The following is a 20,913-nucleotide window of genomic DNA, read 5'->3' as shown; positions in this document are numbered from 1 at the left end:
CACCTGACAGGCTCCCCCAATTCCGTAGTTATCCGGAGCGCTCGGGTGTTGCCAGGGCATATTTGGCAACAGTGGCCGGGCAGGCACCGGGCGACGGAAGACGGAGGCGGCCCTTGCAGGCGCAACAGAACGGCTTCGGGCAGGAGTTGCGCCGCAGGCGCCAGGCGGCCGGGAGGTCGCTGGGCGATCTGGCGGAACGCGTGCCGTGCAGCCGCAGCTTCCTGAGCCGGGTCGAGAACGGCCAGCGCCGCCCGACGTACGAACTGGCCGAGAGGTGCGACGACTTCCTCCAGGCCGGGGGCGAACTCCTCAGCCTCGCCCCGCTGCCGCGGCCGGCCCGCGGGCCCCGGGGCGGCAGCAAGGAGCGGGACGGCGTCCGCGGTCCGGCCCGTACGGCGTCCAAGCTGGTCGACCGCACCGCCGCCGCGCCACCCGACGCCCCCGCCCCGGCCTCCGGGTACGGCGAGGAGTTCGACCGGCTGGTCCGGCGCGGCGACCTGCGGCACGCCGCGGGCCGGATGCGCGAGGCGGACCGCTGCTACCGGGAGGCGCACCGGCTGGCCGGCGGGCAGCCGCGCGCCCAGGCCCTGGCCGTGGTGCGGATCTGCCGCCGCTGGTCCGACCCGGGCCAGGTCGACCGGGAGCTGCTGCACCTGATCGGCGACAGCCTGGCCGCCCTGCGCGACGACCCCGCTCCCGAGGCCGGGGCACTGCGCCTGCAGCTCAACGCCCACCGGGCGAAGAAGCTGTCGATGGCGGTCAGCGCCGACACCGCGGTGGCCCAGGCGGGCCCGGACAGCGGCGCGGCCCTGGCCCGGCACACTCTGCACGGCCTGGACCGGGCGGACTCCGCGGCCGCCGGCGGTGTCGGTGAGGAGGTGCGCTGCGAGGTGCTGACCGAGTGCCGCTGGGGCCTGTACGACTTCGCGCCCGCCGCCGCCTCGCTGACGCTGTCGGAGCGGCTGCGCGACGCCGCCGTGCGCCAGGGCTCCGCACACTTCCGGGGCGAGGCGCTGATGGCGCTGGCCGTCGACCAACTGCGCATGGGCCGGGTCTACCCGGCGCTGTCCACGGCGCAGGAGCAGCGCCGGCACGCCGCCGCGAGCCGCAGCGAACTGGCCCGCTGGCAGCAGCGCACCCTCGACACCACGCTCGACCTGTGGCGCGGCCGGTTCGCGGCCGCGGCCAACTGGATCCTGCGGGAGTCCGCCGAGTACGCCGACCGGCTCGCCGCCGACCTCGACGTACCGGCCGGCAACTTCCGGCAGACCCGCATGGGACAGGCGTACTGGCTGCTGCGCGAGCAGGGCCGGATGCACGAGCTGTTCGCGGGCGGCCTCGCCGACGACGTCCAGGAGCACGGCTACTTCCCGGTCTGGCGGGCCGGGCTCGTCCTCGCGCTGTGCGAGACCGGCGCCCTGGACCAGGCCGCCGACCAGCTGCAGGCCTTCGCCGACGACACCGACGGCTTCCGCGCCCTGCCGCCGCACGGCTGGGCGGTGCCCACGCTCGCCCTGCTCGCCGAGGCCTGCGCCGCGATCGGCGACCACGCCGGACTGCGGCCCCTCGTGACCCGGCTGCGCGAACGGCTGGCCCCGCACAACGGCACCGGCATCGCCCTCGCCGGCTGGCCCACGGTGCTGGTGACGCCCACGGCCCAGGCCTGCGGTGTGCTCGCCCTGACCGCCGGGGAACCGGACGCCGCCCTCGCGCACTTCCGCCTGGCGGCCACCCCGGCCCGTACCTCCGCCCCGCAGCTCGCCCGCCTCCGCCTCTGGCAGGCCCGCGCCCTGCGCGCCTCCGGCCGCCCGGAGGCCGCCGCCGAGGCCCGGCGCGTGCTGCGCCCGGCCCACGCGGTCGCGGAGGAGTACGGGATGGCCCGGCTGGCCGGGGAGTGCGCGGCCCTCCTGGCGGAGGCCGGCGGGGCCGGCGCGGTGGGGTGAGGCAGACGAGTCGAGCTGTACGCCGGGTTCTGTCCCCGGTCGGCCTCGCGGCCGGCCGGGCGACGGCCATCCATCTAGGGCCGGCGTTGCCGCCGGCCTCGTGCGGTCTACCCGCGGACTCGGGCGGGCAGCCCTCGAACGTCCGCGCAGGACCGTCTCGCGACGGCCCCTCTTGACCTTGCTCCGGGTGGGGTTTACCTAGCTGCCCAGGTCACCCTGGGCACTGGTGGTCTCTTACACCACCGTTTCACCCTTACCGGGAGCCTCGCGGCCCCGGCGGTCTGTTTTCTGTGGCACTGTCCCGCGGGTCACCCCGGGTGGGCGTTACCCACCACCCTGCCCTGTGGAGCCCGGACGTTCCTCGGCAGGACCAGGGTCCTGACGCGGCCGCCCGCTCGGCTCGTCTGCCGTGCCGACCATGCTACCGGTCGATCATGCCGGGGTGAAAAGCACGGTGTGGCGGCCCGGGTCGGCCTGGGTGAGGCGGACGGGGAGCGGTTCGCCGAGCGGGAGGGGGGCGGTGCCGCCGCGGACGCGGCCGACGACGGCCGGGTCGCGCAGGTGCACGGTGCCGGCGGTCGGGTCGGCATCCTTGACGTCGATGACGTAGGCGTCGAAGACCTCGCCGACCCGGTCCTTGAGCAGGGCGGCCTCGACCAGGTCGACGGAGGCGCTCTCGAGGGTGCCCGCGAGGTGCGAGCCGCCGCGCATGTCGCGGGGCAGGTCGCGGAAGGCCGCCTCGACCCACTCCGGCGGTTCCTGGCCGGCCACCGCGGCGAGGCAGAACTCGGCGGCGTAGCGGTCGACGAGCCGCCGCAGGGGCGCGGTGCAGTGCGTGTACGCGTCCGCGACGGCGGCGTGCACGGCCGGCTCGGCGGGGTGGCCGGGCCAGAAGGGCGTGTAGTCGGCGCCGCGGAACAGGCTGGTGGCCTCGTGCAGGAAGGCCGCGTGGGTGGTGCGCTCCGGGTCCAGGGTGCGGACGAGCTCCGCGTACGAGGTCATGTGCGGCCAGTCGATGCGCAGCGCCGCCGCGACCCTGCGCAGCCGCGCCACCTCCCCCTGCGGGGCGACCGGGAGCGTACGGAGGATGCCCGTGCCGGAGCGCAGCATCACGCCGGCCGCGACCATGCCCGTCAGCAGCGAGATCTGGGCGTTCCAGGCGTCGACGGGCAGCGGCGCCCGGTACCGCAGCGCATAGCCCCCGTCGAGCTCCACGACCTCCTGCTCGGGCACGTTGAGGGAGATGCCGCCGCGGGCCCGCTCCTGCTCCTCGCGCAGCCGCCCCACGGTGCGCAGCAGCGCCACGGGCTCCTCCGCGATGCCGGCGTCGATCGCGTGCTGCACACCCGCGTAGTCGAGCCGGGCGCGACTGCGGACGAGCGCGCGGCGCACGTCGACGTCGGTCACCGTGCCGTCGGCGTCGAGGTCGATCCGCCACAGCACGGCGGGCCGGTCCTGCCCGGCCAGCAGACTGGCCGCCCCCTCACCGAGCACGTCCGGGTGCAGCGGCACCCGGACGTCGGGGAAGTAGAGGGTCTGCACCCGCCGGTGCGCCTCGGCGTCCAGCGCCCCGCCGGGCGCGACGAAGGCGGCGGCGTCCGCGATCGCGTACGACACCCGGTAGCCGCGACCGCCCTCCCGCGCGGCGATGTGCATCGCCTGGTCCAGGTCGAGGGACCCGGGCGGGTCGACGGTGAAGAACGGCACATCGGTGGCGTCGTACGCGGGCAGCCGCGGATCGCGCGCGGCCTCCGCGGCCTCCGAGAGCACCGCCGCCGGGAAGTCCCGCCGCACGTGCAGGTCGGCGCGGAGCGCGTCCAGCGCGGACCGCAGCTGGACTCCGTCGGCGGTGGTGACGCGCAGGGGACGACGAGGCATGGGGCGAGCCTAAGTCGCACGGTCGTAGGCTGCACTGCACCGGGGAAACGTGAAGGAGAACAACTGTGCTCGTCCTGCTACCGCCGTCCGAGGGCAAGGCCACCGACGGCACCGGCCCCGCCGTCGACCTGGGCTCCCTCTCCCTGCCCGGCCTCACCACGGCCCGCGCGACGGTGCTGGACGAACTGGTCGGCCTCTGCGCGGGCGGCGACGAGGACAAGGCGGCGGAAGTCCTCGGGCTCAGCCCCGGGCTGCGCGGCGAGATCGCCCGCAACGCGGGGCTGCGCGACGCACGGACCCGGCCGGCCGGCGAGATCTACACCGGCGTGCTCTACGACGCGCTCGGCCTGGACACCCTGGGCGCCGCCGCCCGGCGTCGCGCCGCCCGGTCCCTGCTGGTCTTCTCCGGGCTGTGGGGCGCGGTCGGCATCCGGGACGCGATCCCGGCGTACCGCTGCTCGATGGGCGTGCGGCTGCCGGCGCTCGGGGCCCTCGCGACGTACTGGCGCACGCACCTCGCCGAGGCCCTCCCGGACGCCGCGGACGCCGCGGGCGGCGGCCTGCTGCTCGACCTGCGGTCGTCGGCGTACGGGGCGGCGTGGAAGCCGGCGCCGCGCAGTGCGCTGGCGGGGCGGACGGCGACGGTGCGGGTGGTGCAGGCGGAGACGCGGAAGGTCGTCAGCCACTTCAACAAGGCGACGAAGGGGCGGATCGTGCGGGCCCTGCTCGAGTCCGGGGCGCGCCCCGAGGACCCCGGCGCGCTGGTCGTGGCGCTGCGTGATCTGGGCTTCACGGTGGAGGTGGCTGCGCCGGGGCGGCTCGACGTGCTGGTCACCGACGTCCACTGAGTTGTGTGCCCGGGGTTGTTGGGTGCCCGGGTTGTTGGGTGCGGCTCGGTTGTCGGGTGCGGGCTGTTTGCGCCTGCGGCGGGCGTCCGCCCACCCTCCCTCCCGATTGCCCGGCACGATTGGTGCGGGTCTCGCACCTCGTGTTGGGGTCGGGGCCGCGCCGGCGCACGTCCTCAACGCTCGCGGTTTACGTCCACATCCTTGGGCATCGCACTTGACCGCTCGTCGTTTCCGGGCGCACCCCGACACACCCCCTCCTGTCGTATGGGCGCACAACGGCCGGTGGGGGGTCAGTGAGGCAACCGGGGTGCCCCCGGACCGCCCTGTGACCGCCACAGCTCCGTTGCTCGCCTCCCCGGTGGGGGTCAGCTGGGCAATCTGGGTTGCCCCGGACCGCCTTGTTACCTCCCACCGGCCGTTGGTCTCTGTCGATTCGGAGGGGGTGGGGTCGTAGGGGTGGGCGTTCTGGACGCTGACGTGTATTTGATGTGCGGCAGCGACGGCACCGACGAGTGCTGCCCGCCATGCACATAAATATGCGGTACAGAATGCCCACCCCGGAGGCCCCGCCCCCGGCCCACCAACCCACAGAGCGAGCCCCGCACCAACCGCGCCGGGCAATCGGGCGGGAGGGCGGGAGACAGCCCGCCGCAGGCGCAAACAACCCGCACGCAACAACAACCGGGCAGCACGGCGCAGCCGTTGCGCAGCGTGCAACGCACGTTGCGGAGGGCACAAGGGACCGGCACGATGCGGCGCATGGTGCTGAACCTCGCCCCCGTGATCCCGGTCGTGACGCTGGAGGACCCCGCGGACGCGCCCCCGCTCGTCCGGGCCCTGGCCCGCGGCGGGTTGACCGCGGTGGAGATCACGCTGCGGACCCCCGCCGCGCTGGACGCCGTCGCCGCGGCCGTGCGGGCCGTGCCGGAGGCGGTCGTGGGGGCCGGGACCGTGCTGCGGGCGGAGCAGGTGGGGGCGGCGGTGCGGGCCGGGGCACGGTTCCTGGTGAGCCCGGGGTGGACGGACGGCCTGGTCGACGCCATGGCCGACTCGGGGCTGCCGTTCCTGCCCGGGGTGTCGACCGCCTCCGAGGTGCTCGCCCTGGCCGAACGCGGCGTGACGGAGCTGAAGTTCTTCCCCGCGGAGGCGGCCGGCGGCCCGGCGTACCTGAAGGCGCTGGCCGCCCCGCTGCCGCACGTCCGGTTCTGCCCGACCGGCGGCATCGACGCGGCCCGCGCGCCGGCCTACCTCGCCCTGCCGAACGTCGCCTGCGTGGGCGGCAGTTGGATGGTCCCGCAGGACGCCCTGCGGGACCGTGACTGGGACCGGGTGGAGCGGCTCGCCCGCGAGGCGGCCGCGCTCACCGCGCCGTCAGCGCAGGTGTGACGTGTCGTTGAGCAGCCTCAGCGACGCGTTCCCGTCCCCGTAGTACGCCACCGCCGACAGCGCCGCCGCCGACAGCTCCATCCGGAACAGCGACTCCGGCGGGGCCCCGAGGGCGAGCCGGACGAGGGTCTTGATGGGCGTGACGTGGGTGACCACCAGCACGGTGCGGCCGGCGTAGCGGGCGATGAGCTTGTCCCGGGCGAGGGAGACCCGGCGGGCGACGGCGGCGAAGCTCTCCCCGCCGGGCGGGGCGGTCTTGGCGGAGCCGAGCCAGGCGTCGAGTTCGGCCGGATGGCGTTCCTTCACCTCGGCGAAGGTCAGCCCCTCCCAAGCGCCGAAGTCGGTCTCGCGCAGCCCCTCGTCGACGCGTACGTCGAGCCCGAGCCGGTCCGCGACGGTCTGCGCGGTCTGCCGGCAGCGGGCCAGCGGCGAGGTGACGACGGCCTGGACGGTGCCGCGGGCGGCGAGGGCGTCGGCCACGCGCTGGGCCTGCCAGCGGCCCTTCTCCGAGAGTTCCGGGTCGTCGCCGCCGCTGCCGGAGAAGCGCTTCTCCGCGGTGAGCGGGGTCTCCCCGTGCCGCAGCAGGACGAAGGTGGTGGGCGTGCCGAGGTCGGCCGCCGCCGCCCAGCCGACGGGCGGGGCCTTGGGGGCCTCGTCCACCGGCTCGTCCACCGGCTCGGCCGCCAGTGCGGCGGCCGCGGCCGGCGCGGAGGCGAGCGCGGCGGCGGAACGGCCGGGCTCCCACTGCTTGCCGCGCTTGCCCGCGTCCATCGCCTCGTTGGCGAGCCGGTCGGCGTGCTTGTTCTTCTCGCGCGGGATCCACTCGTAGCTGACCTGCTCCGCGGGCAGGACCGTCTTCGCCTCGGCGGCCAGCGGCCGCATGTCCGGGTGCTTGATCTTCCAGCGGCCGGACATCTGCTCGACGACCAGCTTGGAGTCCATCCGCACCCGCACCCGGGCCTGCGGGTCGATCGCGTGGGCGGCGCGCAGCCCGGCGATCAGGCCCCGGTACTCGGCGACGTTGTTGGTGTGCGTGCCGATGAACTCGGCGGCCTCGGCGAGCACTTCGCCCGTGGCGGCGTCGCTGACGACGGCGCCGTAGCCGGCCGGTCCCGGGTTGCCCCGGGACCCCCCGTCGGCCTCCACCACGAACGTACGGGCCATTACAGGCCCGACTCGGGGGTGCGGACGAGGATGCGCCGGCAGTTCTCGCAGCGCACGACCTCGTCGGCGGCGGCCGCCCGCACCTCGTTGAGCTCGGTGATGTTCAGCTCCAGCCGGCAGCCCTCGCAGCGCTTCTGGTAGAGCCGGGCGGCGCCGACGCCGCCGGACTGGGCGCGCAGCTTGTCGTAGAGCTTCAGCAGGTCGGCGGGGACCGAACCGGCGATGATCTCGCGCTCCTTGACGACCGTGGAGCCCTCGGCGTCGATCTCCTGCAGCGCCGCGTTGCGGCGCTCCCCGGACTCGCCGGCCTTGGCCTGCACGGACTCCAGGCGCCCGGTGAGCTCCTGGACCCGTTCCTGCAGGCCCTCGCGGCGTTCCATGACCTCCAGGACGACGTCCTCGAGGTCGCTCTGCCGCTTGGCGAGGGAGGTGAGCTCGCGCTGCAGGTTCTCCAGGTCCTTCGGGGAGGAGACCGCACCGGAGTCCAGCCGCTCCTGGTCACGGACGGCGCGCTTGCGCACCTGGTCCACGTCCTGCTCGGCCTTGGTCTGCTCGCGGGCGGTGTCGCTCTCCTCGGTCTGGGCGGCGACCAGCAGGTCGCGCAGCTGGGTCACGTCGGAGTTCAGGCGCTCGATCTCCGCGTGCTCGGGAAGGTTCTTGCGCTTGTGGTCCAGCTGCGCGAGGCGCGAGTCGAGGGACTGGACCTCGAGCAGTCGGATCTGGTCTGCGGGCGCGGCTTTCAGCGGGGGGCTCCTGAGGTCGTGGGTTCGTCGAGGGGAAGTGCCGGGGCGTGGGCCGTCCACGGGTCGGTGACGGTACGCGACACGTACGTGCGCAGCGTCCAGCCGTGCCGTTCGGAGACCTCGTCGAGGCGGCGCGCGGCCTGCTCGCACCAGGGCCACTCGGTGGCCCAGTGGGCGGCGTCGACGAGCGCCGGCGGTCCCGCCTGCTGCGCCTCGGACGCCGGGTGGTGGCGCAGGTCGGCGGTGAGGTAGACGTCCACCCCGGCCCTGCGCACGTCGTCGAAGAGGCCGTCGCCGGAGCCGCCGCACACCGCGACGGTACGGACCGGCCGCTCGGGGTCGCCGGCGACGCGCAGCCCGGTCGCGGTGGCCGGCAGGCCGGCCGCCGCCCGGCGGGCGAACTCCGCCAGCGTCAGCGGTTCGGGCAGCTCGCCGATCCGGCCGAGGCCGCGGCGGCCGGCCGGGTCGGCGGGGTCGGGCACCAGGGGTCCGGTGACGCGCAGGCCGACGGCCTCGGCGAGGGCGTCGGAGACCCCGGGGTCGGCCCGGTCGGCGTTGGTGTGCGCCACGTGCAGCGCGATGTCGTGTCTGATCAGGGTGTGCACGACGCGGCCCTTGAAGCCGGTGGCCGCGACCGTCGTCGTCCCGCGCAGGTAGAGCGGGTGGTGCGTGACGAGCAGGTCGGCGCCGGTGGTGATCGCCTCCTCGACGACCTCCCGGACCGGGTCGACGGCGAACAGCACCCGGCCGACCTCGGCGTCCGGGTCGCCGCAGACGAGGCCGACGGCGTCCCACTGCTCGGCCCACGCCGGGGGCCAGAGGGCTTCGAGGGCGGCGATGACGTCGGACAGTTTCGGCACGGGTCGAGGTTACCGCGCCCGTGGCGGACGGCCGGAATCCCGGCCTGGTCATGAGCACACCGAGCATCCGAAGTCCGACGGAACGGGACGAGAGCCACCCTTACGTGTGAAGACCACCGACTCGTGTCGGGCGGCCGGGCGTGCGAAAACTAGCGTCGTGGCCCGGAGGTGAGCCACACCATGACAGCCTGCGCCACCGAGACCACCACCGTGCGACGGGCCGGGTTCACGATCGCCGCGGACGGCTCCTACGCCGCCTGCCTGGCCCAGGGACCCGACGGGGACGACGGCTGGTACCCCGAGCGCTGGACGCTCGGCGGGCCGGAGCCGTACACCGTGCCGCTGCCCGGCAACCAGCCCGAGGAACAGTGCTCCGAGGTCCTGCCGCTGCCCGACGGCCGCGTGCTGATCCTCCGCCGGGTCGCCGACCGGCACGACCTCGCCCTGCTCTACCCGACCGGCCCCGGCACCGGCGAACTGCTCGTCGGATCGCTCCCGGGCGGGGACGCGCGGGCGCGGCTGCTGCCTCCGGTCGCCTCCGGCGAGGTGTACGCGCTCACCTACGACCCGGCGCGGGAGGTGTCGGCGGTGTGGCTCGTGCACGACGACCGGGACCTGCGGCCGCGCCGGCTAGCGGAGGTCCCGGGCCGCTGCGGGGGCGGCGCGTGGCTGGACCGGGCGGGGCGGCTGCTGGCGCTGGACCGCGAGGCGGACGGGACGGTCAAGACGGTCGCCGTCGACCTGGAGCGCGCCGGGGCGGTGAGCCCGCTGCTGCAGATCACCGACGACAGCAACGACCGGCTGCTGCTGGCGGAACCGGACAGCGGGCTGCTGATAGTGCGCAGCGACGCCACCGGCGAGGACCGGATCGGCTGGGGCGTGCTGGGCAGCCGCCGGCCCATGCGGTTCGCGGAGTGCCTGCGCGTGCCGGACGCGGTGCTGACCCCGTTCGCGGCCCAGCCCGGGCAGGTGCTGATGCCCGAGGCGTGCGCGGTGGCGCTCCGCGCGGACGGCCCGCACGGCACGTCGCTGGCGGTCTGGCGGCCCGGGGAGCGCCGCGCCACCTGGCTGTCGGCGCCGGAGGGATGGCTGCCCGGGGCGGGCCTGTGGTCGGCCCGCGGGGTGCTGCGCCTGCCGTACGCCTGCGCCCACTGTCCGTGCGGCACGGTGGAGTACGAGGCGCCGCCCGCGCTGCCCGTGCCGGTCCCGCCGGGGAGCGCGGCGGAGGGCGCTCCCCCGGAGCTGCCGGAGGCCGCGCGGACCAGTCCCGTGCTCCCGTTGCAGAAGGCGCCGATGGCCACGGGATCTTGAATGGGTAAACTCCTGCGGCGTTCCGCGCACCCTGCAAGCTAGTCGACGGAGAGTCTCCTCATGTCCGATGCCCGACACGACACCGCCGCCGAGGCCCGCCTCGAGGACGGTTACGCCGAGGGCCTGCACGCCGGCCGCCACCGCGGTACGGCTTCCGCCCAAGACGACAACACCCAGGTGGTCGAGGCGCCGCACGGCCGCCACCGCCGCCCCTCCGGGCCCCCCGCCATGGAGATCTGACGGGCCCGGGCCCGTCTCAGCCCTCGTGGCGCAGGGCCAGGACGTCGGTGGCGGCGAACCCGTCACCGGGGTCACGGCCCGCCCAGTAGGGGGTGAGCAGGTCGTCCAGCTCGTCGTGGGTGAACGCGTCCTTGGCGGTGTCGAACTTCGCCGCGACGCGGGGGCGGTCCATCACCGCCACCATCCCGCCGTGCACGACGAACAGCTGGCCGGTGATCCGGTCGGCCGCCGGTGAGGCCAAGTAGCCGACGAGCGGGGCGACGTGCTCCACCCCGAGCGGGTCGGGCCCGTCCGCGGGACGGCCGAGGCCCGCGAAGACGTCCTCGGTCATCCGGGTCCGCGCCCGCGGGCAGATGGCGTTGACGCGGACGCCGTACCTGCCGAGGGCGGCGGCCGTCGACGAGGTGAGGCCGACGATGCCGCCCTTGGCGGCCGCGTAGTTGGGCTGGCCGGCCGAGCCGGCGAGGAACGCCTCGGACGAGGTGTTGACGATCCGGCCGTAGACCGGGGAGCCCGTCGCCTTGGCGCGCTCGCGCCAGTGGGCGGCGGCGAACCGGGTGGTGGCGAAGTGGCCCTTGAGGTGGACCCGGACGACCGAGTCCCACTCGTCCTCGGTCATCGAGAACACCATCCGGTCCCGCAGGATCCCGGCGTTGTTGACCAGGACGTCGAGCGCGCCGTACGTGCCGACCGCCAGCCGCACCAGGTCCCGCGCCTGGTCGAGGTCGGCGACGTCGCCGTGGTGCGCCACCGCGTGGCCGCCGGCGGCGGTGATCTCGGCGACGACCTCGTCGGCGGGGCTCGCCGACGCCTCGCCGGAGCCGTCGCGGCCGGACTGCCCGTAGTCGTTGACGACCACGTTGGCGCCCAGCCGCGCCAGTTCCAGCGCCTCGGCCCGGCCGAGGCCGCGTCCCGCCCCCGTGACGACGGCGGTCCTGCCGTCCAGCACGCCCATGCGTCCTCCCGTCCCGGTGTCAGACCGCGATGCAGGTGCGCAGGGCCTCGCCGCTGCGCATCTGGTCGACGGCCTCGTTGATCTGGTCGAGCCGTACGCGGTGGGTGATGAGGCCCTCCAGGTCCACGCGCCCCGCGCGCCAGAGGCGGATGACGCGGTCGTAGGAGCGCAGGACGTCGCCGCCGCCGTACAGGGAGGGCAGGATGCGCTTCTCGTCGAAGAAGAGCTCGAACATGTTGACCTGCAGGAGGTCGTCCATCGCGCCGGCGCCGACGACGCAGAGGGTGCCGCCGCGGCGGGTGGTGTCGTAGGCCGTGCGGGCGGTCGCGCTGCGGCCGACGACCTCGAAGACGTAGTCGAAGCCCTCGCCGCCGGTGATCCGGGCCTTGGCGTCGGCCAGTTCCCCGGGGGCGACCGCGTCGGTGGCGCCGAGGCGCAGGGCCGCGTCGCGGCGGGTCTGCACGGGGTCGACGGCGATGATCTCCGCGGCGCCGGAGGCGCGGGCGCCCTGGATGACGCTGATGCCGACGCCGCCGCAGCCGATGACGGCGACGGAGGAACCGGGGGTGACCCGCGCGGTGTTGAGCGCGGCGCCGATGCCGGTCGTGACGCCGCAGCCGATGAGGGCGGCGATCTCGTACGGCAGGTCGTCGGGGATGGGCACGGCGCAGGAGGCGGGGACCACGACCTCCTCGGCGAAGGTCCCGGTGCCGGCGAAGCCGAACACGTCCCCGGCGGGGCGGCGGAAGTTGGGGGTGCCGGCGTTCATGAACCCGGCCAGGCACAGGTGGGACTGGCCGCGCCGGCAGGCCGGGCAGGCGCCGCAGGCCGGGAGCCAGCAGACCAGGACGCGGTCGCCGGCCGTGAGGCCGCTGACGCCCTCGCCGGTCTCGGTGATCTCGCCTGCGCCCTCGTGGCCGGGGACGAAGGGCGCGGGCTGCGGCAGGACGCCGCTCATGGCGGACAGGTCGGAGTGGCACAGCCCGGTCGCCCGCAGCCGGATGCGTACCTTGCCGGGGCCGAAGCCCACCGTCTCGACGTCGTCGACGACCTCGAGCTTGTCCTGGCCGATCTCCTGCAGGAGTGCTGCGCGCATGCGTGTTCCCCTCTCCCCTCCGGGACTTACGAGTGCTCGACGACGGTGTCGGCGAGGACCGGCGCGTCGTCGCGTTCGACGGCGGTGGCCGACGCCAGGACGCGGCCCTGCTGCGACCACATCCGGATGCGCAGGGTCTCGCCGGGGAAGAAGACCCCGGCGAAGCGGGTGGAGCAGGACGTCACACGGCTCGCGTCGTCACCGAGCAGGGTGTCGACGACGGCCTTGAGCGTGATGCCGTAGGAGCACAGGCCGTGCAGGATCGGCCGGTCGAAGCCGGCCTGCTTCGCGAACCCGGGGTCGGCGTGCAGCGGGTTCCAGTCGCCGGAGAGCCGGTAGAGCAGGGCCTGGTCCTCGCGGGTGGCGCGCAGCACGGTGCGGTCGGGGGCCGTGCCGGGCGGCGTTGTGCGGGCGGAGGGGCCGCGGTCGCCGCCGAAGCCGCCCTCGCCGCGGACGAAGATCTGCGCGTCGGAGGTCCACAGCGGGCCCTGCTCGTCGGCGACCTCGCGGCGCAGCACGATGACGGCGGCCTTGCCCTTGTCGTACACGTCGGCGACGCGCGTGGTCTGCCGCGCCCGGCCCCGGACGGGGACCGGGCGGTGCACCTCGATGCGCTGGGCGCCGTGCAGGACGGCGGCGAGGTCGATCTCGATGCCGGGCAGGGAGAGCCCGCCCCGCGGTTCCCCTGCGACGGCGGAGCCGCCGGCGACGGTGGCGAAGCTGGGCAGGACCTGCAGGCCGGGGCCTTCGAGTGCGTAGCCGAGGGCGTTCGCGCCGAGGCCCAGGTGGTAGAGGATGACGTCCCGGTGGTCCCAGACGAGTTCGGCGCTGCGGGCTTCGGCCGAGGTGGCGGCGGCGACGTCGATCGGCATGTCCGGCGGCTCCTTCGCTGCGCGGGGGCCCTGGCGCGGCCGTCCGCACCGTCGGCCCCGCCAGGGCGCGTACTAGAACGCGTTCTAGCCAGCCCATGTATAACGCATCGCCCGGGCCCTGGGAATAGCTGACACATCGTCAGAGTGCCTTCGCACCAGTGACATTTGTCCTGCCAGGGTCCGTACATTCCCCACTGACCCCGCGGCGCACCCTGGCCGTAGTGTCGGTGACATGACGACGACAGTGAGTTTCACCAGGGCCGTCAAGACGTTCGGCGCGGTACGCGCGGTGGACGGCGTCGACCTGGAGATCCGGCGGGGGGAGTCCGTCGCCCTGCTCGGCCGCAACGGCGCGGGCAAGTCCACCGCGATCAGCCTGCTGCTCGGGCTCAACGAGCCCGACGACGGCGAGGTCCGGCTCTTCGGCGGCACCCCGCACACCGCGGTCCGCGCGGGCCGGGTCGGCGCGATGCTGCAGGACGGCAGGCCGATCCCCCGGGTGACCGTCCGGGAGCTGATCACCTTCGTGGCGCGCACCTACCCCGACCCGCTGCCCGTGGCCGAGGCCCTGGAGCTGGCCGGCCTCAGCGAGGTCGCCGGCCGCCGCGCCGACCGGCTCTCCGGCGGCCAGGCGCAGCGGGTCCGCTTCGCCGTGGCCCTGGCCGGCAACCCCGAGCTCATCGTGCTGGACGAGCCCACCGCCGCCCTCGACGTCGAGGCCCGGCGCGCCTTCTGGGACTCGATGCGCGCGTACGCGGCCCGCGGCAACACCGTGCTGTTCTCCACCCACTACCTGGAGGAGGCGGACGAGAACGCCGACCGCATCGTGGTCATCGACCGCGGCCGGGTCGTCGCCGACGACAGCGGCGAGCGCATCAAGCGCGCCGTCGGCGGCAACCTCGTCTCCTTCGACCTGGCCGGGGCCCCCACCGAGGGCCTGCGGCAGCTGCCCGGGGTGGTGTCCGTCGAGGTCCGCGGCGACCGCGCCCTGCTGCGTTCCGCCGACTCCGACGCCACCGTCGTCGCCCTCGCCGACCGCGGCATGGTCCGCGGCCTGACGGTGACCGCCGCCAGCCTGGAGGACGCGTTCCTCTCCCTCACCGCGCAGTCCCCCGCCGCGGACGACGCGCCCACCACCGCCAAGGACACCGCCGCCCTCACCGAGGAGAAGGTCTGATGCTGCTCGCCTACGTCTCGCTGGAGATCCGCCGCACCCTGCGCGACGCCGGATTCGTGATCTTCGGCGTCGGCATGCCCGTCATGATGTACCTGCTCTTCACCAACCTCGGCGTCTCCGGCTCGGAGGACGACAAGGCCGCCTCGCTGGCCGCCATGATCGGCATGGCCGCGTACGGCGCGCTGGGCTCGGCGGTGTCCACCGGGTCGAGCGTCGCCGAGGACAAGGGCCTCGGCTGGCTGCGCCAGCTGCGGATCACCCCCATGTCGCCGCTGCTGGTCGTCACCGGCCGCTGCATCAGCGGCTCCGTCACCGTGCTGCCCGCCATCCTGGCCGTCTTGCTGGCCGGCGGGCTCGTCAACGGCGTCGAACTGCGGCCCTGGCAGTGGGCCGCCGTCGGCGGGCTGCTGTGGGTGGGCACCGCCCCCTTCACCCTGCTCGGGCTCGGCAACGGCTACCGCCTGTCCGGGCAGACCACAGGCGTGGTGAACATGGCCTGCAACCTGGGCCTGTCCGTGGTCGGCGGGCTGTGGATCCCCTCGTCGGTCTTCCCGGACTGGCTGCGGGCGGTCTCCGAGTGGACCCCGTCCCAGCGCTTCGGGCAGCTCGGCTGGAGCATCGCGGACGGCGCGGTCCCGCGGACGGGAACCGTCGCCGTGCTCGCCGCGTGGACGGCCGTCTTCGGCGCGTACGCCGTGTACGCCTACCGCCGCTCGGCCCGCACCCCGTGAACCCCACCGGCACCGTGGAAGAGGAGGTGGCGACGGCCATGGCCATCACCACGGAACCCCGGCGCCCGCTGCCGGCACGGATCCTCCACCACTGGCGGCAGCTGCGGGTGACCCGGCCCTTCGCCGAGGAGATCGAGGACCTCAAGCCCCCGACCCGGTTCACCTTCCTGCCCTGGCTGCTGATGGGCGTGGGCGCCCTGTCCCACCTCCTGCAGGGCAAGGCCGCCAACCCCTGGCTCGGCGGCCTCGGCCTGCTGGCCTTCAACTCCCTCTACATCGGCGTCGTCTTCACCTCCTTCGACCCGCGCACCGCCCGCGGCAAGGTGCCCCGGCGCTACCTCCTGGCGCTGGCCGCCGTCACCTACGCCCTCGCCATCGGCTACGGCGGCAGCTGGCTGGTGTTCTTCCCGCTGCTGTCGCTGGCCGTCGGGATCGTGGTGCGCGGCCGGCGGATGGGTCCCGTGCTGGTCGCCCTCGCGGTGTCCGCGGGGATCGTCTCCGGGATGCGCAGCGGCGACATCTGGGAGGGCGTCTCCATCGGGTACGGCAGCCTCATCTCCGGCCTGGTCACCGCTGCCATGCTCACCCTCTTCGACGCGGTGACCCAACTGCGCGCCACCCGCCAGGAACTGGCCCGCAACGCCGTCGCCGAGGAACGGCTGCGCTTCTCCCGCGACCTGCACGACCTGCTCGGGCACACGCTCTCCGTGGTCGTCGTCAAGGCGGAGGCCGCCCGCCGGCTCGCCCCGCGCGACCTGGAGGCCGCCCTCGCCCAGGTCGCCGACATCGAGGCGGTGGGACGCCAGGCGCTCACCGAGATCCGCGAGGCCGTCACCGGCTATCGCGAAGGCAGCCTCTCCACCGAACTGGACCGCGCCCGCTCGGCCCTGGCGGCCGCGGGCATCGAGGCCGTCGTCAAGGAGTCCGGCCCGCCGCTGCCCTCGCAGACCGAGGCCCTGCTCGGGTGGGTGGTGCGGGAGGGGGTGACCAACGTCGTACGGCACAGCGGGGCCGCCACCTGCGTCATCGAGCTCGCCGGCACCGGCGGCCGGGTACGTCTGCGGATCACCGACGACGGCCGCGGCGTAGGCTCGGCCCCCGGATCCGGCCCGGGCTCCGGCTCGGGTTCCGGCTCGGGGCTGAAGGGGCTCACCGAACGGCTCGCCACGGCGGGTGGCTCCCTCGGCACGGGCCCGGGCCCCGGGGGCGGGTTCCGCGTCGTCGCCGAACTGCCGGTGGAGGAGGAGCAGACCGCATGAGCGGCGTCATCAGGGTCCTGCTGGCCGAGGACCAGGGCATGATGCGCGGGGCGCTGTCCCTGCTGCTGAACCTGGAGGACGACATCGACGTCGTCGCACAGGTCGCCGCGGGCGACGGGATCGTCACCGCGGCGCTGGCGGCGCGGCCCGACGTCGCGCTGCTCGACATCGAACTCCCCGGCCGCAGCGGGCTCGACGCGGCGGCGGAACTGCGCGAGCGCCTCCCGGCCTGCAAGGTGCTCATCCTCACCACGTTCGGCCGCCCCGGCTACCTGCGCCGCGCGATGGAGGCCGGGGCGTCAGGCTTCCTGGTCAAGGACGGCCCCGTCGAGGACCTCGCCGCCGCGATCCGGCGCGTCCTCGCCGGTCACCGCGTGATCGACCCCGCCCTGGCCGCGGCCGCCCTCAGCACCGGACCCAGCCCGCTGACGCCGCGCGAGCAGGACGTGCTCAACGCGGCGGCGGACGGGGCGACGGTGGCGGACATCGCGGCACGGGTGCACCTGTCGGAGTCGACGGTGCGGAACTACCTGTCGTCCGCCATCGGCAAGACCGGCACCCGCAACCGCACGGAAGCCGTCCGCACCGCCCGCCACAACGGCTGGCTCTGACCCGGGGCCCGCGGCCCCCGTCTGCGTACGCCCCCGCCGGCCCCCCTCCCGGCGGACCCGGCCCACAGCACCGGGCAGTTCCGGGCCCGCTCAGGCCCCCTCCGGGCGGATGCAGCCCGTCCGTGCCCGGCAGCCGTCGCGGTGCCTGGATCTCCGGCAAGACCCACATCCCCGCACCGGACGAAGGACCCCACCTGTGCCCGCGCCCCCAACCGCCGCCGGAACACCCCCCGCCGGGCCGGCGCACGAAGCGAGCCGGCCCGGCGGCGCCGTACGGCTATCCGCGCCAGACCCAGGCGACCCGCTCGTACAGCGGCTCGAAGCCGGCGCGCAGCATGTTGTGCAGGGAGCTGTTGTGCTCGCCCGGGCCCTCCGCGCCGGTCTCGGCGACGAGCCAGCGGCAGCCCGCGTCGTGGGCGGCCCGGACGCGGGCCGTGAGCAGGGCCGACTGGGCGCCGCGGCCCCGCCATCCCGCAAGCGTCGCCCCGCCGAACATGCCGGCGCAGTCGCCGTTGAGGAAGACGCTGCCCACCGCGACGATCCGTTCGCCCTCCCAGACCGCGTACTGCCGCCAGTCCGGCCTGCCGACGCACGCCGCGGCCATGTCGGTCATGGCCGGCGTGGTGAAGCCGAAGGTCGTCATCATCACGGTCGCCCACTCGTGCGCCTGGTGGGGCTCGACGAGGCCGACGCGCAGCCCCGGGTCGAGCGCGGTGGCACCGTCGACCGCGGCCAGGGCCGCCGGGACGTCGCAGCCGAGCTTGGCGAAGCGGGTGCCCTCGGTGAGGTCCCGCTTCCCGGCGATCGAGGCCCAGTCGGACGGCAGCAGCGACGGCGCGATCATGAGCGAGCCGACGGGCACGCCCTGGGCCCGGAAGAAGCCGCACACCTCGTCCACGGCGTCGGCCGTGACCGGTCCGGCGGAGCCGAATCCCCCGGCCCGGTTGAAGAAGCGGCTCGGGTCCTCGCGGACGGCCAGCGCGCGCACCGCGCCGAACCGCCGCGTGCCGATGCCCAGTGCCCCGTGCACGCCGGCCGGCGCTCCGGTCACGAAGTCGGCGTACGCCGCGATCTCTGTCTCCTCGGCCAGGCCGGTCGGCACCGTGGTCGTCATGCTGCGTTCTCCTTGTCCTGGGTGGTGACGAAGTCGCGGACCGCAGCCACGAACCTCTCCGTCTCCTCGATGTGCCCGAAGTGGCCGCTCGCGGTCAGCTCGCACAGCCGCGCCTGCGGTATCCCGACCTGCAGCTCGTACGCGAAGCCCGGCGGGCAGATGAAGTCGTGGGTGCCGACGATCACCAGGACCGGCGCCACGATCGTGCCGAGCCGGTCGCGGACGTCCCATGCGGAGGGGCGCCGGTTCGGGTCGTGGGTGGCCCGGAGGGCGGCAACGGACCCGGTCCGCATCGCCGTCCTGCGGTGGTCGGCGAAGTAGGCCGGCAGCACGGCCTCGAGGTAGCGCTCCATGGACGCGTCGTCGGTGATCGCCGCCGTCCCCGCCACCCGGGCCCGCCACGCCCGTCCCGCCGCGGCCGCCTCGGGCCGGTCGGGCCAGCGCTCGACGAAGGCGGCCATCTCCTCGGTCGCCGTCTGCATCAGTTCCGGCCCGTACACGGGCGCGGTGTCGTAGAGGATCAGCCCGTCGAGGCGGCCGGGGTGGTCGAGGGCGAACTGCAGCGCGACGAAGCCGCCGTGCGAGTGGCCGAGGAAGTAGGCGGTGGGCGCCCCGAGGTCGTCCAGCACGGCCGCGGCGAAGCGCGCGTAGCGGGACGTGGAGTAGTCCCCGTCCGGCAGCGGATCGCTGTCGCCCGAGCCGACGGGGTCCACGTGGACCATGGTCAGGTGCTTTTCCAGTGCGGGTACGCGCAGGTACTCCGGGTGCACACCGGGGCCTCCGGAGTGCACGAGGCACACCGGCCCGGCACCCCTGACCCGGTAGACCTGGCGCACGCCGTCGACGAGGACGGTCCGCACCTCGGCGGCGGCACGTATGGGGTGCTCCGCCTCGTGAGGGATGACGTTCATGCCCACACGATGCGGCGGGCGGCGAAAAGGTTCGGTCAGTTCCCGTGGTCGTTCGCGCGGGCTTCTTCCCGGCGGCGGCGCGGGTGGTACAGGCGCAGCCTGTCCTCGCCCCCGCCGTCGAGGAAGTGCACCCAGACCACACCGGGCGGGCAGTGGAACGGGTCCTCCGGCGGGCTGACGATGGCCGCCTCCCAGATGACGACCTCGCGGCTGGCCACCACGTTCAGCAGCTTCTGGCGGACGCCTTCGGAGACGTCGCGGCGGAAGGAGAACCCCAGGTAGTCGAGGTCGGTGCGCTTGCCGGTCGGCCACGTCACCTCCAGCTCGGGGGACCGCCAGCCGGCCCACGCCGAGGCGAGTTCGCCGCGGTGCGCCGCCAGCATGGTCTCCTCGGCCAGCCGGCGGTGGCGCGCGGTGAGGGAGGCGGAGTCGTCGTGGACCCGGTCGCCCGCGGCCACCAGCGCGGCGGACAGGTTGGCGCGTGCCTGGCTCAGCCTGCTGCGCACGGTGCCGACGGGGATGCCGCACAGCAGCGCGATCTCCTCGTAGGAGGTGACGTCGGTGAAGTAGCGCAGCATCGTCACCAGCCGCAGCCCGGGCGACAGGCCCTCCAGCGCGCCCCAGATCCAGTCCCGCAGCACGTGCCCGTCGAGCACGTCCGCCGGGTCGGGCGGGCCGCCCGAGCGGTCCATGGCGACGAATCCCTCGATCTCGGCCACGGGGACCGCCGACTTCCTGCGCAACTGGGCTCGGCAGACGTTGCGGACCACCATCCGCAGCCAGGGGCCGGCGGCGTCCGGGTCGCGGAGGTCGCCGATGCGCCGCAGCGCTATGAGCGCCGCCTCCTGCACGGCGTCCTCGGCGTCCGGGCCGTGGCCCAGCACGGCGAGGGCGACCGCGTGCATGGCCGCCCGGTGCCTGGCGAGCAGCAGCCCCAGGGAACCCGCGTCACCGCACCGCGCGGCCCGCACCAGCTCGGTGTCGAGCGGTGCCCCGGCCCACAGCGGATCAGTCATGACGTGACCATTGAACCAGAACGTCCGGATCCGGGACCGGCCTCGCACCCGCCGGGCGCGACGCCGGAGCACCCCCGCCGAAGGGCACCGCGGCCGTACGGGACGATGGGGGCATGAGCACGCCACCCCCCGCAGCGGTCCCCGCGGACGCGCTGGCCGCGTTCGAGGCGGCCAAGGGCTTCATGCCCACCGATGAGGGCCTCGCCCTGCACGCGGCCGCCGCCGACGCCGCCGCCCGCCTCCCGGGCCTGCCGCTGCTGGAGGTCGGCACGTACTGCGGCCGCTCCACGATCCTGCTGGCCGCCGCCGCCCGCGAGGCCGGCACCGTCGCCGTCACCGTCGACCACCACCGCGGCAGCGAGGAGCAGCAGCCCGGCTGGGAGTACCACGACACCACCCTGGTCGACCCCGAGGTCGGCCTGATGGACACCCTGCCCACCTTCCGGCGCACCCTGCACGCCGCCGGGCTGGAGGAGCACGTGGTCGCGGTCGTCGGCCGTTCCCCGCAGGTCGCGGCGGTGTGGGGGAAGCCGCTGGCCCTGGTCTTCATCGACGGCGGGCACACCGACGAGCACGCGGGCAACGACTACGAGGGCTGGGTGCCGCACCTCGCGCAGGACGGCCTCCTGGTCATCCACGACGTCTTCGCGGACCCCGCCGACGGCGGCCAGGCGCCCTGGCGGATCTACCGGCGGGCGCTGGAGTCGGGCGCGTTCACGGAACTGTCCGTGACCGGTTCACTGCACGTCCTCCGGCGTACGTGCGCCGGGATCCGGGACGGCGGATAGCATCGCTGAC

Annotated in this window: 20 protein-coding genes and 1 other RNA gene; 10 read left to right on the top strand and 11 right to left on the bottom strand. The window is 74.8% G+C overall.

The annotated features are described in order from the left end of the window. The first annotated feature begins 113 nt into the window (after window positions 1-113). Window positions 114-1,943, top strand: a complete 1,830-nt coding sequence (locus tag ABZ479_RS36235; RefSeq protein WP_500465517.1) for a helix-turn-helix domain-containing protein — start codon at window positions 114-116, stop codon at window positions 1,941-1,943. Between the two features lie 2 nt (window positions 1,944-1,945). Here the strand turns inward: ABZ479_RS36235 and rnpB are convergent. Together rnpB and ABZ479_RS36225 are read right to left on the bottom strand one after the other, a co-directional pair. Beyond that, window positions 1,946-2,346: RNase P RNA component class A (gene rnpB / locus ABZ479_RS36230), an RNA gene on the bottom strand. Window positions 2,347-2,375: 29 nt separating this feature from the next. Continuing rightward, window positions 2,376-3,821 (bottom strand): RNB domain-containing ribonuclease, encoded by a 1,446-nt coding sequence (locus tag ABZ479_RS36225; RefSeq protein ID WP_500465516.1) that lies wholly within the window; start codon window positions 3,819-3,821, stop codon window positions 2,376-2,378. A gap of 65 nt (window positions 3,822-3,886) precedes the next feature. On the opposite strand from ABZ479_RS36225, the gene yaaA reads away from it, so the two are divergent. Then, window positions 3,887-4,669: a peroxide stress protein YaaA gene (gene yaaA, locus ABZ479_RS36220; protein ID WP_500465515.1), complete on the top strand. Its 783-nt coding sequence runs from the start codon at window positions 3,887-3,889 to the stop codon at window positions 4,667-4,669. Between the two features lie 750 nt (window positions 4,670-5,419). Next, window positions 5,420-6,055: a bifunctional 4-hydroxy-2-oxoglutarate aldolase/2-dehydro-3-deoxy-phosphogluconate aldolase gene (gene eda / locus ABZ479_RS36215; RefSeq protein ID WP_500465514.1), complete on the top strand. Its 636-nt coding sequence runs from the start codon at window positions 5,420-5,422 to the stop codon at window positions 6,053-6,055. Here eda and ABZ479_RS36210 read toward each other — a convergent pair. Genes ABZ479_RS36210 through ABZ479_RS36200 form a run of 3 tightly spaced genes read right to left on the bottom strand, consistent with a single transcriptional unit; the run spans window position 6,041 to window position 8,822 of the window. After that, a complete protein-coding gene (locus ABZ479_RS36210) occupies window positions 6,041-7,219 on the bottom strand; it encodes a bifunctional RNase H/acid phosphatase (protein ID WP_500465513.1) in 1,179 nt (392 codons plus the stop codon). The genes eda and ABZ479_RS36210 overlap by 15 nt on opposite strands. Further along, window positions 7,219-7,962: a zinc ribbon domain-containing protein gene (locus tag ABZ479_RS36205; RefSeq protein ID WP_500465526.1), complete on the bottom strand. Its 744-nt coding sequence runs from the start codon at window positions 7,960-7,962 to the stop codon at window positions 7,219-7,221. Before ABZ479_RS36205 ends, ABZ479_RS36210 begins: the two co-directional genes overlap by 1 nt. Then, the gene (locus ABZ479_RS36200) at window positions 7,959-8,822 is read right to left on the bottom strand and encodes a Nif3-like dinuclear metal center hexameric protein (RefSeq protein ID WP_500465512.1); all 864 of its coding nucleotides are present in this window, start codon (window positions 8,820-8,822) and stop codon (window positions 7,959-7,961) included. Before ABZ479_RS36200 ends, ABZ479_RS36205 begins: the two co-directional genes overlap by 4 nt. A 180-nt stretch (window positions 8,823-9,002) precedes the next feature. Here ABZ479_RS36200 and ABZ479_RS36195 point away from each other — a divergent pair, with 180 nt between their 5' ends. Further along, window positions 9,003-10,133 carry a hypothetical protein gene (locus tag ABZ479_RS36195; protein WP_500465511.1) on the top strand — a complete coding sequence of 377 codons (1,131 nt, stop codon included), beginning with the start codon at window positions 9,003-9,005 and terminating at the stop codon, window positions 10,131-10,133. A gap of 60 nt (window positions 10,134-10,193) precedes the next feature. Continuing rightward, complete coding sequence (locus ABZ479_RS36190) at window positions 10,194-10,373, top strand: hypothetical protein (RefSeq protein ID WP_500465510.1); 180 nt, start codon at window positions 10,194-10,196, stop codon at window positions 10,371-10,373. Window positions 10,374-10,389: 16 nt separating this feature from the next. Here the strand turns inward: ABZ479_RS36190 and ABZ479_RS36185 are convergent, their stop codons facing one another. From ABZ479_RS36185 to ABZ479_RS36175, 3 genes are read right to left on the bottom strand one after another with little or no spacing between them, the layout of a single operon-like run. Further along, a complete protein-coding gene (locus ABZ479_RS36185) occupies window positions 10,390-11,328 on the bottom strand; it encodes a 3-oxoacyl-ACP reductase (RefSeq protein ID WP_500465509.1) in 939 nt (312 codons plus the stop codon). A 19-nt stretch (window positions 11,329-11,347) separates the two neighbouring features. After that, entirely contained in the window at window positions 11,348-12,424 is a 1,077-nt protein-coding gene (locus ABZ479_RS36180) for a Zn-dependent alcohol dehydrogenase (protein ID WP_500465508.1), read from the bottom strand. Window positions 12,425-12,450: 26 nt separating this feature from the next. After that, the gene (locus ABZ479_RS36175; RefSeq protein ID WP_500465507.1) at window positions 12,451-13,296 is read right to left on the bottom strand and encodes a MaoC/PaaZ C-terminal domain-containing protein; all 846 of its coding nucleotides are present in this window, start codon (window positions 13,294-13,296) and stop codon (window positions 12,451-12,453) included. A gap of 232 nt (window positions 13,297-13,528) precedes the next feature. Here ABZ479_RS36175 and ABZ479_RS36170 point away from each other — a divergent pair, with 232 nt between their 5' ends. Genes ABZ479_RS36170 through ABZ479_RS36155 form a run of 4 tightly spaced genes read left to right on the top strand, consistent with a single transcriptional unit; the run spans window position 13,529 to window position 17,074 of the window. Further along, the gene (locus tag ABZ479_RS36170; RefSeq protein ID WP_500465506.1) at window positions 13,529-14,473 is read left to right on the top strand and encodes an ABC transporter ATP-binding protein; all 945 of its coding nucleotides are present in this window, start codon (window positions 13,529-13,531) and stop codon (window positions 14,471-14,473) included. Continuing rightward, window positions 14,473-15,204: an ABC transporter permease gene (locus tag ABZ479_RS36165; protein WP_499598471.1), complete on the top strand. Its 732-nt coding sequence runs from the start codon at window positions 14,473-14,475 to the stop codon at window positions 15,202-15,204. Before ABZ479_RS36170 ends, ABZ479_RS36165 begins: the two co-directional genes overlap by 1 nt. Before the next feature lie 38 nt (window positions 15,205-15,242). Beyond that, window positions 15,243-16,463, top strand: coding sequence for an ATP-binding protein (locus tag ABZ479_RS36160; RefSeq protein WP_500465505.1), 1,221 nt, complete (start codon window positions 15,243-15,245; stop codon window positions 16,461-16,463). Beyond that, entirely contained in the window at window positions 16,460-17,074 is a 615-nt protein-coding gene (locus ABZ479_RS36155) for a response regulator (protein ID WP_500465504.1), read from the top strand. Before ABZ479_RS36160 ends, ABZ479_RS36155 begins: the two co-directional genes overlap by 4 nt. A gap of 277 nt (window positions 17,075-17,351) precedes the next feature. On the opposite strand, the gene ABZ479_RS36150 is transcribed toward ABZ479_RS36155, so the two are convergent. From ABZ479_RS36150 to ABZ479_RS36140, 3 genes are read right to left on the bottom strand one after another with little or no spacing between them, the layout of a single operon-like run. Further along, window positions 17,352-18,188: a GNAT family N-acetyltransferase gene (locus tag ABZ479_RS36150; RefSeq protein WP_500465503.1), complete on the bottom strand. Its 837-nt coding sequence runs from the start codon at window positions 18,186-18,188 to the stop codon at window positions 17,352-17,354. Next, entirely contained in the window at window positions 18,185-19,099 is a 915-nt protein-coding gene (locus tag ABZ479_RS36145; protein WP_500465502.1) for an alpha/beta fold hydrolase, read from the bottom strand. Before ABZ479_RS36145 ends, ABZ479_RS36150 begins: the two co-directional genes overlap by 4 nt. A gap of 35 nt (window positions 19,100-19,134) precedes the next feature. Beyond that, window positions 19,135-20,115 (bottom strand): RNA polymerase sigma factor, encoded by a 981-nt coding sequence (locus ABZ479_RS36140; protein ID WP_500465501.1) that lies wholly within the window; start codon window positions 20,113-20,115, stop codon window positions 19,135-19,137. 113 nt (window positions 20,116-20,228) lie between these two features. Here ABZ479_RS36140 and ABZ479_RS36135 point away from each other — a divergent pair, with 113 nt between their 5' ends. Beyond that, entirely contained in the window at window positions 20,229-20,903 is a 675-nt protein-coding gene (locus ABZ479_RS36135; protein ID WP_500465500.1) for a class I SAM-dependent methyltransferase, read from the top strand. The last annotated feature ends 10 nt before the right edge of the window (window positions 20,904-20,913 follow it).

The sequence above is a fragment of the Streptomyces sp. NPDC005722 genome, assembly GCF_040630935.1.
In the GTDB taxonomy this organism is placed as follows: Bacteria; Actinomycetota; Actinomycetes; order Streptomycetales; family Streptomycetaceae; genus Actinacidiphila.
This window is presented reverse-complemented; position numbering and strand designations above follow the sequence as displayed.